The sequence below is a fragment of the Pseudomonas sp. S10E 269 genome (assembly GCF_002798465.1).
Classification (GTDB): Bacteria; Pseudomonadota; Gammaproteobacteria; order Pseudomonadales; family Pseudomonadaceae; genus Aquipseudomonas; species Aquipseudomonas pergaminensis.
The window spans coordinates 2,107,252-2,124,440 of record NZ_PHIJ01000001.1 but is presented as its reverse complement, the minus strand read 5'-3'; the positions used below and the strand labels follow the sequence as shown (position 1 = coordinate 2,124,440).

Here is a 17,189-nt window from a genome sequence, read left to right as displayed (position 1 = left end):
ATGCCGGCTGGCAGCCCGTTATCGCAGGCAAGTTCGTTCCCCCATTCGTTTTTCAGATTTGCGGGCAATTCTGAACAATTGTTCTGACTTGTCCCTTTTCATACAGTCGTCGGGGATAGTTCCTACAGGAAAGCTAGGTCGGGTCACGAGACGCCGACACCCTGACGCAAATCGCTCAGGACCACCTATCGTTACAGCTTTCCGTGTGTAAGGAAGCTCACGATATGCTGCGAAACATTCCACTCAGTGCCTCAGGCCGGTTACGGCTGCTCATCGGGGTAACCTTGTGCAGCCAGTTGCTGATGCCCACCTTTGCCATGGCCGACCCGGCCTATGACGCCCTGATCATCCAGGCGCGCAACGGCAACTTCACACCCGCCCTTACTCAATTGCGTCAGCTGCCTGCCGAGCGCCAGACGCCAGGCCAGATCAGCGATCACCTGGTGATTGCCGGTTGGGCCGGCCAGGATGCCGAAGTGCTGAAGGTGTACGAGGCCCAGGGTCAGAACCGCAACCTGACCGCCCAGGCGCTGGCCACGGTCGCGAAGACCTATCGTAACCAGAAGCAGTGGGCGCAGGCCGAGGCGGTCTATCGCAAGGCGCTGCTGCGTGAGCCGAACAATGTCGACCTGCAACTGGGTCTGGCTCTCACTCAGGCAGACGGCGGTAAAGCCAGCGAAGCGGTGCAACGCGCCCGCGCGCTGGTGGCCGCCAAGCCCGATGACCCCAACCGGCGCATGGCCCTCGGCTACGCGCTGACCCGCGCTGGCTTGCAGTTCGACGCGCTGAATGAATTCGACCAGGCGTTTATCCGCGCCGGCGACAAACCGGAAGTGGCTCGCGAATACATCGTCGCCCTGCAAAAAGCCCGCTTGCCTGAGCCTGCGCTGCGCCTGTCGGCCCAGCGGCCAGGGCTTGTAGACCCTGTGACCCAACGTCGCCTGGAAGGTGACTTGGCTGCCGAGCGCGTGCGCATGGCCGAGTTCGCCACGCGCTCCGAGAAGGAACGCTACGTCATCGCTGACCGGGCGTTGCAGGGTTACGACCGACTCCTTGCCCGTTGGACCCCGGACCCCACCGCCCATGACGACGTGCTGACCTGGCGCATTGACCGCCTGGGCGCGCTCAAAGCCCGCGCGCGCACCGCTGACGTGATCCGCGAGTACGAAACCCTCAAGGCCGAAGGTGTGCAATTGCCCACCTACGCCGTGCGTTGGGTGGCGGCGTCCTACCTCGATCAGCGCCAGCCGGAAAAAGCCGAACCGTTATACCGCCAGGCGCTGAGTGCGCCCGACGCCGAACCCGATGATCGGGTCGAAGACACCACGGCGCTGTTCTACGCCTTGCAGGAAAGCGACAAAGCCGACGACGCGCGCGAGGTCGCCAACACCCTGGCCAAAAGCCAAAACCCACGGGTTGAACTCAAGGGCTTGCCCGTTGGTAACCCCAGCGACGCATGGATGGACGCGCAGCAACTGTCTGCCCAGGCTGGCGTCTTTGGCGGCGACCTGCCAGGCAGCGAGGCCGGCCTGGAAGCGCTGGTGGCCAAGGCCCCAGGCAATGTCGGCTTGCGCCTGGCCCAGGCCGATATGTACCGCGCCCGCGACTTGCCACGGCGCGCCGAAGGCATTCTCAAGGAAACCGAGGCCCAGGCCCCGCGCGATATTGGCCTGGAAGTGAGCCAGGCCTACACCGCGATGGACTTGCAGGAGTGGCGCCAGCTCGACGTGCTGACCGATGACGTGGTCGCACGCAACCCGGATAACCGCCAGGTGCAGCGCCTCAGCCGCCTGCGCGATGTGCATGACATGGCCGAGCTGCGGGTCGAGGCCTACACCGGCAAAAGCTTCGGCGGCGGCAACAACGGCGATGCGGGGGCGGTGTCGGGGAACCGTGACTGGGGCATCGAAAGCCGTCTCTACACGCCACCCATCGACGAAGACTGGCGCCTGTTCGCCGGTGCCGGCTATGCCCGCGCCGATTTCGAAGAAGGCACCGGCCAGCACCGATGGCAGGTTGTCGGCGTCGAGCGGCGTACCCGCGACATGACCATTGAAGCCGAGGTCTCCAACCACTCCTACGGCGACGGCTCCAAACAAGGCGCCGCCGTGTCGATTGCCCGCGACATCAATGACAACTGGCAATACGGCGGCAGCCTGGGCTACCTCCTGTCCACCACGCCCCTGCGGGCGTTGAATGACGGCGTCACAGCCAACGGCGGTAGCGGTTTTATCCGCTGGCGCGCCAACGAAAGCCGTGAATGGAAGCTGACCCTCAGCCCCTCCCATTTCAGTGATGGCAATGACCGCTTCGAAGCCTTGCTCAGCGGCCGCGAAGGCCTCTACAGCTCGTCCAAAGTGCAAGTGGACCTGGGCCTCGAAGTGGGTGCCAGCCGCAACAGCAAGGAAGACACGGTCTACTTCAACCCGAAGTCGGACTTCACCGTGTTGCCGGTCCTCAATATCAACCATGTGCTCTATCACCGCTACGAGACCCAGTGGAGTCAGCAGTTCCAGGTCGGTGCGGGTACGTATAGCCAGCGGGATTATTCCACCGGTGGCATCGGTCTGGTGGGCTACGGCCAACGCTTTCGCTGGAACGATGTCCTGGACGCCGGCGCCAACCTGAGCCTGATCAGCCGACCTTACGACGGTGATCGCGAACGCGATCTGCGCCTGCTCGTCGACCTCACTTACCGTTTCTAGAAGAGCCTGACCATGACCGTCCTCAGCCGATGCTTGTTGATTCTGGGCGTAATGCTGGCCAGTGCCTGTGCCCAGCAACCCGCGCCTTTCACTCCACCCGCCGAGCGGCCGACACCGGCCAACGAAGCGCCGTGGCCGAAAAACCATTTCCTGGGCATTGCCTACCACGACGTCGAGGATCGCGACCCCGATCAGGCGGTGGTGGCGGTGCGCACCGAACGTCTGATCGAGCAGTTGGCCTGGCTGCGCGAGAACGGCTACCAGGCGGTCAGCGTCGACCAGATCCTGGCGGCCCGCAACGGTGGGCCGGCGTTACCGCCCAAAGCCATCATGCTCAGCTTCGATGATGGTTATTCCAGCTTCTACACACGGGTGATGCCGATCCTGCGCGCCTACCACTGGCCAGCGTTGTTGGCGCCCGTGGGCTATTGGATCGATACGCCACTGAACAAACCGGTGGATTTCGCTGGCCAGCCACGGCCGCGTGGCGAATTCCTCACCTGGCAGCAGATCCGCGAAGTGTCCCAGTCAGGCCTTGTGGAAATCGCGGCGCACACCGATGCCAGCCACACCGGCATCCTCGCCAACCCCCAAGGCAACCTGGAGCCGGCGGCGACCTCGCTGCGCTTTGACCCGGCCACGGGGCGCTATGAAAGCCAGGCGCAGTTCGATGCACGGATGCGTGCCGATGTGGTGGCGATTTCCAACAAAATCCAAAAGGTCACCGGCAAGAAACCGCGCGTGTGGGTATGGCCGTACGGTGCAGCCAAGGGCACTTCACTGGCGATCGTCGGCGAGCAGGGCTATCAGATGGCCCTGACCCTGGAAGATGGCCTCGACAGCTCGAATGACTTGATGAACAGCCCACGCTTCCTGGTGGCCTCCGACCCGGACGGCGAGCACTTCGCCAACAGCATCGTCGCGGCGCAAGCCAAGGCACCGCTGCGCGTGTTGCACGTGGACCTGGATAACGTCTACGACCCGGACCCGGCCCAACAGGCCCGCAACCTCGACCAGCTGGTGCAGAGGGTGGTCGACATGGGCGCAGGCACCGTGTTCCTGCAAGCCTTCGCCGACCCCAAGGGCGACGGCCTGGTGCATGAGCTGTACTTCCCCAACCGCCACTTACCGGTACGTGCCGACTTGTTCAACCGCGTCTCCTGGCAATTGCACACCCGTGCCCATACGGCGGTGTATGCCTGGATGCCGGTGCTCAGTTTCGCCCTCGACCCCAAGCTGCCACGCGTGACGCGCTGGGACCCGGAAACCGGCAAGGTCGGCCTCGACCCGGACCAATATAAGCGCCTGTCGCCGTTTGACCCGCAGGTGCGCAAGATCATCGGCGAGATCTACGAGGACCTGGCACGCAACAACGCCATCGACGGTGTGCTGTACCACGACGACGCCGTGTTCAACGATTTCGAAGATGCCAGCCCGGCCGCGCTCAAGGCGTATGCCGCCAACGGCCTGCCAAACACCATCGAGGCCCTGCGTGCCGACCCGGCCGTGATGCAACGCTGGACGCGCTTCAAGAGCCGCTACTTGATCGACTTCACCCATGAGCTGACCGCCAAGGTCCGTGCTATCGGTGGGCCGCAGGTGCAGACCGCGCGCAATATCTTCGCCGAGCCGATGCTCAATCCGGGCAGCGAAACCTGGTTTGCGCAGAACCTCGATGACTTCCTCCAGACCTATGACTGGACCGCGCCCATGGCCATGCCGCTGATGGAAGGCCAGGAGTACAAGACCTCCAACGCCTGGCTGGAGAAGCTGGTGGCGACGGTGAAATCGCGCCCTGGCGCGTTGGAACGCACGGTATTTGAACTGCAAGCCAAAGACTGGCGCACCAAAGAAGCGCCGGATATCAATGCCAAGCAAATGGCTGAATGGATGGGTGTGCTCAAGCGCCAGGGGGTCACGAGTTTTGGTTACTACCCGGACAACTTCCTGGAAAACTCCCCGGACCTGAAGACTGTGCGTCCGGCCCTTTCCAACCAATGGAACCCTTGACCATGTTCGACAGAATCCTGGCTTTATTCGTGCTGGCATTGGTATTGGGCGTGCCCCTGGGCCTGATCTTCCTGGTCACCGGGCAGTTCCTGATGGACTTCGTGTTTTTCTACCCGCTGTTCATGTCGGCGTTGTGGATCGCAGGCGGCCTGTATTTCTGGCTGCACTGGGAGCGCCATTGGCCGTGGGAAGAGGACACACCGGCCCCCACCTTGGCCGGCAACCCGCTGATCTCGATCATCATCCCTTGCTACAACGAAGGCGATAACGCCGCCGATACCATGCGTGCGGCGCTGGGGCAGGTGTATGCGAACATTGAAGTGATCGCAGTAAACGATGGCTCCACAGACAACACCGCTGCGGTGCTCGATGCGTTGGCACTGGAACACCCACGCCTGCGCGTACTGCACCTGGCGCAGAACCAAGGCAAGGCCGTGGCCTTGCGCATGGGCGCAGTTGCCGCGCGCAGCGAGTACCTGGTGTGCATCGACGGTGACGCGTTGCTGGATAAAAACGCGGCGGCCTACATGGTCGCGCCGATGCTCGATAACCCGCGCCTGGGCGCCGTGACCGGCAACCCGCGCATTCGTACACGCTCGACTTTGATCGGCCGCGTGCAGGTGGGTGAGTTCTCGTCGATCATCGGTTTGATCAAGCGCACGCAGCGGGTGTTCGGCCGGATCTTCACGGTGTCGGGTGTGGTGGTAGCGTTCCGTAAAAAGGCGCTCGACCGCATCGACTACTGGAGCACCGACATGATCACCGAGGACATCGATGTCAGTTGGAAGCTGCAGCTCGATCACTGGAGCATCTTTTACGAGCCACGCGCCCTGTGCTGGATCCTGATGCCCGAGACTGTCGGCGGCCTGTGGAAGCAGCGCCTGCGTTGGGCCCAGGGCGGTGCTGAAGTGCTGTTCAAAAATATCCGTGGCATCTGGCAATGGCGCCATCGCTACCTGTGGCCGCTGCTGTTCGAATACTGCCTGTCCACCGGTTGGGCGTTTACCTTCCTGTTGTCGGTGATCTTCTACGTGCTTGGCAAGTTCATGGTGTTGCCACCGGCGATCGCGGTGGACTCCCTGGTCCCGCCAGCGTTTACCGGCCTGGTGCTGGCGATGGTGTGCCTGTTGCAGTTTGCGGTGAGCATCATCATCGACCGCCGCTACGAGAAAGACCTGTGGAAGACTCTGTTCTGGACCGTGTGGTACCCGATGGTGTTCTGGCTGGTCAGCCTGTTCACCACCCTGGTCAGTTTTCCCAAGGTGCTGTTCAACCAGCATCAGAAGCGTGCGCGCTGGGTCAGCCCTGATCGCGGCATCAAACCTACTGAAGAGGAGGCGTGATCATGAAACTGGTCAGAACCCGCCAACGTACGGTGATGTGGATTATCGATGTGCTGTTGACCCTGATGGCCTGGGCCGGGTTGATCTGGCTACTGGCGCGCGGGATAAGCTCGATGCTGGAAACCCACGGTGGGCCGCGGATCGAGGCGCCGATTTTTGCCGCCCTCAACACCCTGCAGATCTACCTGTGGATCGCCCTGTTCAACGCCGTGATCCTGATCAGTTGGGCGCGCTACCAGCAGCGCCGAGGCCGCAAGTTCGCCCAGCGCCGGGCCGAGGCCAAGGCCTTGACCGACCAGAACCTGAACGAAAGTTTCAGCCTGGGCGAAGGCGACCTGGAGCAGTTGCGTCGACCGGGTGTGCTGGTGATCCATAACGACGAGGACGGCGGTGTTGCCGAAGTGAAATCCCACGTATCCCGTGATGTGGAGAAGCCTGGGCTGACCCTGGTGCCGGGCAAGGACCAGAATAAAGACGCCAGCTAGGTAAAGGCTGGAAGGGTCGTTCCCATGCAAGGTGGGAACGATCTCGTTTAATCCCGACAAATGGGATCCAATTCACAAAACCGCCGCGAACTTTTCTGCACTTTCCGGTACTAACTTATCTCGGCAAGAACTTGATGGCCAACTAATGGCAATTTATAAGTTCTCCGACGAATCGCGATCAATAGTGCTGCCGCTTGTCGGAATAATAAGTCCGATTACAAGTTGCATGACCTTTTGATTATATTAAGTCGTTATCAATCAATGGCTTGTGGTGAAAACTAGTACGAGCGTCTAACTAACTCGGCTTTTTGAGTGGGTACAAGTTCGATGTTAGTTTGCCCGCCGTTGATTTTCGATGGATCGAACATGTCTTTTTTATTGCCACGGACCCGGTACCTGCTGTGCACTTTCCTGCTCGCTTATTTGAGCCTGAACAGCGCCATGGCCGCCCCTACGCCTGGGGATCAGGACCTGATCCGCGACCGGCAGAATCGCCTTCTCGAAGAGCAGCGCCGGCGCCTGGAAGAGCTTCAAGACCTGCCCGGCAAAGACACCAAGCCCCAGGCCCCGGCGCTGCCAGCGGATACCCGTTGCTTTCCCATCCAGGACATCGAACTCAAGGGCGCCGACAGCCTGTCCGCCGCCGACCGCACGCGCTTGCTCAAACCCTATATCGGCCAATGCCTGGGCGTTACGCAGCTCAATGAACTGCTCAAGGTCATCACCGACGACTACATCGCCAAGGGCCGCGTCACCAGCCGCGCCTACTTGCCACAACAGGACCTTTCCAGCGGCCATCTGCAAGTGCTGGTGGTCGAAGGCAAACTCGAAGGCATCAAGGGCGCCCAGGGCAGCACGGTCACCGACCGCGAACTGGCCATGGCGTTTCCCGGCAAGGTCGGTGAAGCGCTCAACCTGCGCGAAGTCGAACAATTGGTGGATCAACTGAGCCGCCTGCCGTCCAAACAGGCGCAAATGGAACTGACCCCCGGCACCCAGATCGGCGGCAGCGAAGTGCTGGTCAAAAACCAGCCGCAAAAACCCTGGCGCGCCAGCCTGTCGCGCAATAACGACGGCCAGAAAAGCACCGGCGAACAGCAGTGGGGCGCCGGCCTTGAGTGGGACAGCCCGCTGGGCCTGGCCGATCAACTGATCCTGCGCGGCGGCCACGACGCCATCAGCGACCATCAGAAAACCTCGAAAAACAGCATGCTGTATTACAACGTGCCGTGGGGCTGGTGGAACTTCAGTTACACCTACAGCGAGAGCGAGTACCGCGCGCCGGGCGACCTTGACGGCTACAAGTACAAGCAAACGGGCGACAGCCAGAACCACCAGGTGCGTGCCGAGCGCGTGGTGCATCGCGATGACGTGAGCAAGACCTCGGTCAACGTCGGCCTGACCCATCTGCGCACCAACAACTACTTCAACGACGAGCGCCTGGACGTCAGCAGCAACCGCCTCAGCGAGTTCCAAGTGGGCATCAACCACGGGCGCCGCATCGGTAGCGCCTTCGTCAACCTGGATGTCGGCATGCAGAACGGCACCGGTGCCTTTGACGCCCAAAAGGACGACCAGGAACGCATCCGCGGCAACCTCACCCCAACCCCGCGCTACCGCAAATACACCGCCACCGTGAGCTACCTGCAACCCTTCACGCTGTGGGGCGAATCGTTGAGTTTTTCCAGCCTGGCCACCGGACAGCGCAGTGAGGACGTGCTGTATCCGGCGCAACGCATGAGTCTCGGCGGCTCGTACTCGGTGCGCGGGTTCAAGGACCAGCAACTGACCGGCGACAGCGGCGGCTACTGGCGCAACGAAGTGCGCTGGGCACGCCCGGTGACCCTCGACTGGATGCGCCCCGCCTTTGCCGAATACGGCGCCAGCGTCGGCTATGACCAGGGCGTGATTCGCAACGATCGCTACAACGATGACCAGCACGGCAGGGTTTCGAGTAACTCCCTGGAGCTGTTCGCTCGCGGCAAAAACGTCAGCACCAGCGTGACCTTTGCCCACTCCCTGGAGCGACCTGGCGTGATGACCGAGCGCGAAGCGCCGATCTATTTCCGCCTGGATTTCTACCTGTAATTCAACGCCCGCAGCCTTTGAGATTTTGAATATGGACGTTCGCCCCGTTACTGCCCTGAAAACCCTGAGCCAACGCGGCCTGGCCTTGATCCTGGCCAACGCGCTGTTCTGGCAGCCATTGCTGGCCCAGGCCGACGGTATCGTGGTCAGTGGCCCGGGCACCACGGTCGGCCAGGCGGGCAACGGCGTGCCGGTGGTGAATATCGCCACGCCCAATGGCAGCGGCCTGTCCCATAACCAGTTCAAGGACTACAACGTCGGCCCCAACGGCGTGATCCTCAACAACGCCAACAGCATTGTGCAAAGCACGCAACTGGGCGGGATCATTGTCGGCAACCCGAACCTCAAGGGCGGCGCGGCGAATGTCATCCTCAACGAAGTCAAAGGTGGTAGCCCCAGCCAATTGCGCGGCTACACCGAAGTGGCGGGCCAGTCGGCCAAGGTCATCGTCGCCAACCCCTACGGCATCAGCTGCAACGGTTGCGGGTTCATCAACACCCCCAACGTCACCCTGACCACCGGTAAACCGGTGATCGATCAGGCCGGGCAACTGAAAAGCTACCAAGTCGACGGCGGCGCCGTGACCATCGATGGCAAAGGCCTGAACGCGAGCAACGTCGACCACTTCGAGATCATCACGCGTTCGGCCAAGATCAATGCGCAGATCAACGCGAAACAACTCACGGTGATCGCCGGGCGCAATGACGTCGACGCCCAAAGCCTGAAAACCACCGCGCGCGCCGACGACGGCAGCACCAAGCCGGAACTGGCCATCGACTCGTCGGCCCTGGGCGGCATGTATGCCGGTGCGATCAAACTGGTGGGCACCGAAGCCGGTGTGGGGGTGAAGCTCGACGGCACACTGGCCGCCAGTGGTGGTGATATTCAGCTCGACGCCAACGGCCACCTGAGCATGGCCCAGGCCGCCGCCAGCGGTGCGGTGGACATCAAGGCCGCGAGTCTGGAGACCAAGGGCGCGGTGTACGCGGGCACCACCCTCAAGGCACAGACCAAGGGCACCCTGAAAAACAGCAAGACCCTCGCCGCGCGCGACAGCATCACCCTGGCCAGCAATGGCCAGTTGACCAACAGCGGCATCGTCGAAGCCGGGGTCAACGCCGACAACACCCGCAATGCCGGTGGCGACGTCACCCTCGACAGCCAGCACCTCACCAATACCGGCACGGTGATCGCCAATCGCAGCCTTACCGCCACCGCGCAAAGCCTGGATAACCAGGGCGCTACCTTGAGCGCCAAGCAGGCACTGAACGTCACCGCCGCCAGCGTCGACAACCGCAACAAAGGTCGCCTGCTCAGCGACGGTGCACAAACCCTCAACGTCAGCGGCCTGCTGGACAACAGCCAGGGCGGCATCATCGACAGCACCGGTGCGTTCACCCTCAACGGCAATACCCTGGATAACAGCACCGGTAGCCTGACCGCCGGCGGGGCGATCACCCTGGATTTGATCGGCGACCTGATCAACCGCAACGGCAAGCTGGCCAGCGCCGGGCCGCTGCTGATCCAGCGCGCCGCTCACGTTGACAACCAGGGCGGCAAGCTCGCCAGCCAGGGCTTGCTGACGGTATTTGCCAACAGCATCGACAACCGTAACACCGGCACCCTGGCCGCCAACGCTGGCCTGACCCTGACCACCAGCGGCCTGTTGCAAAACAGCGGCAACGGCCTGATCCACAGTGAAAACGCTGGCGTGACCATCACCGCCGGCACCCTCGACAACAACGGTGGCCGCATCGCCGCCAAGGGCGGTGATGCGCAGATCGACGCCACTGACTTCAACAACGGCAGCGGCGCGTTGTTTGCTCGCGATCGCGTGCACCTGACCGGTATGAATGTGGATAACGGCGGCGAGATCGCCGGCAACCGGATCGACATCAGCCTGGAAGGCGCATTGAATAACCGAGGCCTGATCGAAAGCGCCACGGCCCTTGATGTCGAGACCGCCAGCCTGAACAACAGCGGGCAAATGCGTGCCTTGGGCGCCAGCGGCAAGACCCGCTACGCCATCGGTGGCCTGCTCAACAACAGCGGCAGCCTGGAGACCGCCAACGACCAATTGAGCCTCGCCGCCAATCGCTTCCAGAACACCGGTGGCAAGGTGTTGCATGTGGGCACCGGGGTGCTCGACCTCAGTGGCATCAGCCTCGATGACGTGGGTGGCAGCCTGGTCACCAACGGCGACCTGACCTTCGACAAAGTCAATTGGACCAACAGCACCGCGATCCAGGCCGGGCGCCTGACCGTCAACGTGGATAACCTGCAACAGACCGCCACCGGCAAACTGCTCGGCACCCGCGCCCTGGTCGGCAGCGGCAAGGACTGGATCGTGGGCGGCAGCGTCGCCAGCCAGGGCAGCCTGGATCTTTCGGTGGGCAACCTGCTCAACGACCACGGCCTGATCTTCAGTGGCGGCGACCTGAACCTCAAGGTCGAGCGCCTGAAAAACCTCGGCGCCACGATCTACGCCATGGGTAACCTGCGCGTCGACCGCGACGGCCAGGGCGGCTTGGCCACCAGCATCATCAACAGCTCGGGCACCATCGAGAGCGAGCGCAACCTGGTCCTGGCCGCCAGCACGATCCAGAACATCCGTACTGTGCTCACCACCGAGTCCGGCATCTACAGTGCCTCCATCACGCCCATCGCCTGTATCGACGGGGTGACCGGTGGCGACTGCGAAGGCGGCAAGCAGAACCGGCCGTTCCAGATCACCCAGCGTGATCACTTCATCGTCAGTGATGCCACGGCAGCGTCCAGCATCACCTCGGGCGGCAACATGCTGCTCACTGGCGGCGAGCTGCTCAACAGCAGCAGTAGCATCGCCGCCGGTGGCAACCTCACGGCCATCGTCAACCAACTCACCAACGTCGGCGTCGTGACCCACGATACCCAGTATGACCGCGTCTTTACCTCCGCCCGCGAGCGCAAGCCTGGAGGCTGGTACCGTGAAGCCGCTGCGTTCACCCAGCGCTATTCGGCGGGCCAGGACATGACCGGCGTCGAAGCCGGCCTGGCGTCGTTCATTGGCAAGATGGAGGGCGAGAAGGACAAGCTGCGCAAGACCACCCAGTTGATGGCGCCCGACCAGAGCTACGCCGCCGTCATCCAGGCCGGCGGCAGCGTAGACGTGAAGGCCCAGGCCGGCATCGACAACAGTGTCGTGCGAGGTGGCTACACCTACGTCGGCAGCGGCGCCAACACCAATGCGCCAGGCTACTCGACCCTGGTCAGCCTCAACGCGCAACTGCCACCGGACGTGGCCCAGCAACAGGTCAACCCACTGCGCCTGCCCGGCTTCGACCTGCCCACCGGCCAGAACGGCCTGTTCCACCTCAACGACAGCGATGGCGCCAAAGGCCTGCCCACCAGCCAGTTCGCGGCCAGCCCGCATAAATACCTGATCGAAACCAACCCGCTGTTCACGGCTATGCGCAAGTTCCTGGGCTCGGACTACATGCTGACCAAGCTCGGCTATGACCCCGACACCGCGCAAAAGCGCCTGGGCGATGGTTTCTACGAACAGCGCCTGATCCAGCAAGCCGTACTCGCCCGTACCGGCCAGCGTTTCATCGACGGCCAGACCAGCGACGCCGACCTGTTCAAGCACCTGATGGACAACGCCATCGGCAGCAAAACCGCGCTTAACCTGTCGGTGGGCGTAAGCCTCACCGCCGAACAGGTCGCGGCCCTGACCCACGACATCGTCTGGCTGGAAAACGCCACCGTCGCCGGGCAACAAGTGCTGGTGCCGGTGTTGTACCTGGCCCAGGCGAACAACCGCCTGGCACCCAACGGCGCGTTGATTTCCGGCACGGACGTCAACCTGATCACCGGCAGCAACCTCAACAACGCCGGCACCTTGCGTGCCACCGGCAACCTGCTGGCGAACGTCGGCGGCAACCTCACCAACAGCGGCTTGATGGAGGCCGCTGGCCGTCTCGACCTGCTGGCCGGCAACAACCTTAGCAACCGCGCAGGCGGTGTGATCAGCGCGGGCAACGTCAACCTCGCCGCCGGCGCCGACCTGCTCAACGAACGCAGCGTCACCACCCACGAAAGCGCCAGTAGCTACCGTACCGAACGCAGCGACTTCGTCAACAGCGCCGCGCGCATCGAATCGGCCAACGATCTGGCCATGCAAGCCGGTGGCAACGTCAACAACGTCGGCGGCGTGCTCAAGAGCGGTGCCGACACCACAGTCAAGACGGCGGGCGACGTCAACATCACCGCTTCAAAAAGCCTCGACAGCGGCGCCATCGGCAATCGTTCCAGCTTCACCACCATCGCCCAGCAAGGCTCGGTGGTCGAGGCAGGCCGCGACCTGCATGTGATTGGCGGGCGCGACATCAGCGCCGTGGCCAGCCAGGTTAATGCCAAACGCAATTTAGCGATGGCGGCTACGGGTAATTTGAGTCTCGGTTCGGTCGCGAACGAGCAACACTCGGCATCTAATTCGAAGAAGGTTACGAGCCGGGAAGATCATGTCCAACAAGTGGGCACATCGTTGGTGGCCGGTGACAACCTTTCCTTGAGTGCAGGCAACGACCTCCTCGTCAGCGCCAGCCGCGCGAGCGCCGGTAAGGAAGCTTACCTGTACGCTGGCAACGACCTTGCGCTGAACGCCGTGCAAGACAGCGACTACAGCTATTACCGCAAAACCAAAACCAGCAGCGGGTTGCTGTCCAGCAGCCAGAAGACGCGCATCGATAGTAGTAACCAGATCAGCCAGCAGGGTTCTTCCATCAGTGCTGACACCGTCGTTGCGCGCGCCGGGCGGGACATCGGCACAACCGCCAGTGACGTGGTTTCCACCAATGCCACCAGCCTGATTGCCGGGCGCAATGTGGTGATTGACGGGGCGACGGAAACCTTCGGACAAAGCCATTCCTCCTCGACTAAAAAATCGGGTTTGATGAGCTCTGGTGGGATCGGCGTTACCTTGGGCTCAAGCAGCAACCAAAACACCTTCACCAGCAGCACCGAGACCACCCGGGCCAGCAACATCGGGAGTGTGCTGGGCAGTGTGGACGTCCAGGCTAGTAAAGACCTGACCATTCGCGGCTCTGACGTGGTTGCCGGTAAGGACATCAGCCTTATTGGGCAAAATGTCAGCATCCTGGCGTCCGAAAATAACAATCGCAGCGAACAGACGGCCAAAAGCAAAACCAGTGGTTTGACCCTGGCGTTATCCGGCACTGTGGGTAGCGCGGTGGACTCCGCTTACAAGACCGCCAAACAAGCCAAGAATGAGGACGACGGCCGCCTCTCGGCGCTGCAAGGTGTGAAGGCGGGTTTGACGGGTGTGCAGGCGTGGCAGGCGGCACAGCAGAATGGCGGCATGACCAGCGCTAACGCTGGGCAGTTTGTAGGCATCGCCATCTCGCTCGGCTCGCAAAAATCCAGCTCCAAACAGACCCAGGAGCAGACAGCAAACCAAGGCAGCAGCCTCACCAGCGGCAATAACCTCAGCATTGTAGCCGCCGGTAACGGCACGCCTGGCGCAGACGGGGACATCCGTGTCCAGGGCAGCAAGCTCCAGGCCGGTAATGAAATGCTGTTGGCAGCAGAGCGTGATATCCGCCTGGAAGCAGCCGCCAACACACAAAAGCTTGATGGCAAGAACAGCAGTGGCGGTGGTGCCATAGGCGTCAGCCTTGGGTTCGGTTCCAGTGGTGCTGGCCTGAGCATCTTCGCCAATGCGAATAAGGGCAGCGGCAACGAGAAAGGCACCGGTACAACTTGGACAGAAACGACATTGGATGCTGGCAAGCAAGTCAGCCTGATCAGTGGGCGCGACACCGTCCTTAAAGGCGCACAGGTCAGTGCAGATCAGATTAAAGCCACAGTCGGTCGCGACCTGACGCTGCAAAGTCTGCAAGACACCGACGACTACAAGTCCAAGCAAACAGATGTCAGCGGCGGCGCGAGTTTCACGATTGGCACCATGACGGGTAGCGGCTCGCTCAGCGTCAGCAAAAGCAAGATCGACTCCAACTATAAAAGTGTGCAGGAGCAAACTGGCCTGTTCGGCGGTAAGGGCGGCTACCAGATTGATGTGGGCAACCACACGCAACTCGATGGCAGCGTGATCGCCAGCACTGCAACTCCGGACAAAAACCGCCTGAGCACCGGCACCCTTGGCTGGAGCGTTTTGAAGAACAAAGCCGACTATACAAGCCAGTTGCAGAGCGCCAGCGTCAGCAGTGGCAACAATGGCGTTGAAGGTTTCATCAGCAATATGCCGAGTGGCACGCTGGTCGCATTCAACCATGGCGACAGCGACAGCGGTACCACGTCATCGGCCATTTCCAACGGCACCCTCGACATCCGCGACCCTGCCAAACAGCAGCAGGACGTTGCAACGCTGAGCCACGATGTCGAACACGCCAACGGCAGCATCAGCCCTATCTTCGATAAGGAGAAAGAGCAGAAGCGCCTGCGGCAAGTGCAGTTGATTGCTGATATTGGCACTCAGGCGTCGGACATCGTTCGCACTCAAGGCGCCATCAACGCGGCCAACGCTCAAAAAGATCCGGAAGCGATAGCAGCTGCGCGAGACAAGCTGATCAGGGAGGGCAATACCCGGCCAACGGATGAACAGATCGCCGCACAGGTGACCCGTACGGTGATGCAGCCGTACGGAACGGGGGGCGATTATCAACGTGCCGCTCAAGCGGTGACGGCAGCTTTGCAAGGACTGGCAGGGGGTGACATCGGCTCTGCCCTTGCGGGTGCGTCGGCACCCTATCTGGCAAACCTCATCAAGCAATCAACGCAGGGCAACGATACCGCCCGAATCATGGCCCACGTGGTATTGGGTGCTGTGGTTGCACAGGCCCAAGGGAACTCGGCGGGTGCCGGTGCCGCGGGAGCTGGTACGGGGGAGTTAATTGCGGCGCGGTTGTATCCGGATATTAAAACTGAGAATTTGAGCGAGGAGCAGAGACAGACCGTATCGGCGCTTTCGACATTGGCGTCGGGGTTGGCAGGCGGGCTTGCAGGAGGTGACCTGAGCGGTGCAATTGCCGGTGCAAAGGCTGGCAACAATGCGGTTGAGAACAACTCGCTGGGTGATATTGCAAGTGCGTTAGCTGAGGGTAAGACACTTGAACAAAAGGCTGAAGAGCGCATCAAGGCTGAAAATGAGCGCTACAAGGAGCGAAACTGTGCAGGACTGAGCGCGCAAGCGTGCTCGGTGCAAATGTATGATGAGCGTCGTGAAAACCTTGCTTATACGGTGGCGGGTGGTGCAGTTGTAGCCGGAACGGTGGCAGGAGCCATGCTGCTTGGTCCAGCACTGTTAAATGCCTGTGGGATGAACCCAGTAGTTTGTACCGAACTGACATTAACAGCAGTTGAGTTGCCCTTTGGTGCCGCGACGGCTGGCGGTACGGCGTTAGGTGTGGGAGGATTTGGCAGGCTTGCAGCGAAGGAGGTAGCTGCTACTGCAGATGCTGCGGCAGCAGCGCGGAATGTCGAGACTGCAAAAGGTAGCGCTCTTGATGCAAAAGGTGCAGGTACATCTCTAGAGCGAGATCTTGCCTACGAAAACCCATCGAACCTTGTCCAAAATCGTGTAAGTGAAATTCAGTCACAAATACCTGCGAATTCTCAAGGCCGAATAACTATGGGGGTTGCGGTAGTAGAGGATACGAATGGTGTTCGCTCTGTTCTAGTCAGTACAAGTGAACCTCGTGGCTATCTTCGTCCTGGAGTGAGTTTGCAAGAAGGTGAGAAAGTAGTTGTTGGTACAGGCCACGCAGAAGCGGATATTGTCAGCTATGCCAATGCCAACGGATTGAAAGTTGTTGATATCGGTGCCACACGCCCTGTCTGTGCATCATGTCAGAACGTAATTGAACCGACAGGGGCCAATGTGTCAACGCCATTAAAACCACTGCCAAAGGCTAAACAATGATTATGCGTTTAGAGACGGTTGAGAAAGGCCTTGTAGAAAAGCTTAAGTTAGTCAGTGAGGAGCAACGAAGAAGTGCTGTAAAAGTGGCTTGCGAACTTGCTTTTCAGGCCTGTCCAGTGGAAGTGCCTATTGTTGTCGAGTCTCTTAGGCAACTAAGATCTGGTAATAAACTTACGACTGATCAGATTTCTGAGCTAGATGCTTTAGCTGCACAGTTGGATGAGAAGTATTTTGACTTGCAAGACAGTCTGGACGAAGGGCAAAACTTAAATGTAGAAGGCCTTCAGCTGTTTAGCCAAGCTCGCGCTGTATCGGCGCTGTCCTTAGCTGGTGGAGAGAACTCGCTTATGGCAGCAGCCGAAGCAATATATGAAGCATCATCAGCCGTTGATGATGGAACTCAAATTTTTAAAGCAGTACTTTCGGGTTTGCCAAAGTCTTAATCAGTAGGTCTTTTGCTTTGCCTAATATCCGGCGCATTCTTGGAAAAATAGGGGTCAGACCACGATTAGTGCACCAGTGTATATTGGTGGCCTGACCCCTATTTCATGTTTGTCTCCCCTGGTAGGCGTTAAGCCGGCTACGTATACTTCTGGTCAAATAAGCTCAGCGTTGCAGA

General features: G+C 60.8%; 7 protein-coding genes. All 7 read left to right on the top strand.

What is annotated here, in order from left to right; translation table 11 throughout:
* Positions 1-224: 224 nt before the first annotated feature.
* The 7 genes from pgaA to CWC48_RS09760 all read left to right on the top strand — a co-directional run bounded on the left by pgaA (position 225) and on the right by CWC48_RS09760 (position 17,013).
* Positions 225-2,705, top strand: coding sequence for a poly-beta-1,6 N-acetyl-D-glucosamine export porin PgaA (gene pgaA / locus CWC48_RS09790; protein ID WP_100491783.1), 2,481 nt, complete (start codon positions 225-227; stop codon positions 2,703-2,705).
* 12 nt (positions 2,706-2,717) lie between these two features.
* Positions 2,718-4,715 (top strand): poly-beta-1,6-N-acetyl-D-glucosamine N-deacetylase PgaB, encoded by a 1,998-nt coding sequence (gene pgaB, locus CWC48_RS09785; protein WP_100491782.1) that lies wholly within the window; start codon positions 2,718-2,720, stop codon positions 4,713-4,715.
* A gap of 2 nt (positions 4,716-4,717) precedes the next feature.
* Entirely contained in the window at positions 4,718-6,058 is a 1,341-nt protein-coding gene (pgaC, locus tag CWC48_RS09780) for a poly-beta-1,6-N-acetyl-D-glucosamine synthase (protein ID WP_099491524.1), read from the top strand.
* Positions 6,059-6,060: 2 nt separating this feature from the next.
* The gene (pgaD, locus tag CWC48_RS09775; protein ID WP_078046304.1) at positions 6,061-6,543 is read left to right on the top strand and encodes a poly-beta-1,6-N-acetyl-D-glucosamine biosynthesis protein PgaD; all 483 of its coding nucleotides are present in this window, start codon (positions 6,061-6,063) and stop codon (positions 6,541-6,543) included.
* A 366-nt stretch (positions 6,544-6,909) separates the two neighbouring features.
* The gene (locus CWC48_RS09770; RefSeq protein ID WP_100491781.1) at positions 6,910-8,631 is read left to right on the top strand and encodes a ShlB/FhaC/HecB family hemolysin secretion/activation protein; all 1,722 of its coding nucleotides are present in this window, start codon (positions 6,910-6,912) and stop codon (positions 8,629-8,631) included.
* A gap of 31 nt (positions 8,632-8,662) precedes the next feature.
* On the top strand, positions 8,663-16,570 hold the full coding sequence (locus CWC48_RS09765; protein WP_100491780.1) for a hemagglutinin repeat-containing protein: 7,908 nt from the start codon (positions 8,663-8,665) through the stop codon (positions 16,568-16,570).
* Positions 16,567-17,013 carry a hypothetical protein gene (locus tag CWC48_RS09760; RefSeq protein ID WP_078046307.1) on the top strand — a complete coding sequence of 149 codons (447 nt, stop codon included), beginning with the start codon at positions 16,567-16,569 and terminating at the stop codon, positions 17,011-17,013. The genes CWC48_RS09765 and CWC48_RS09760 overlap by 4 nt, the downstream gene beginning before the upstream one ends.
* The last annotated feature ends 176 nt before the right edge of the window (positions 17,014-17,189 follow it).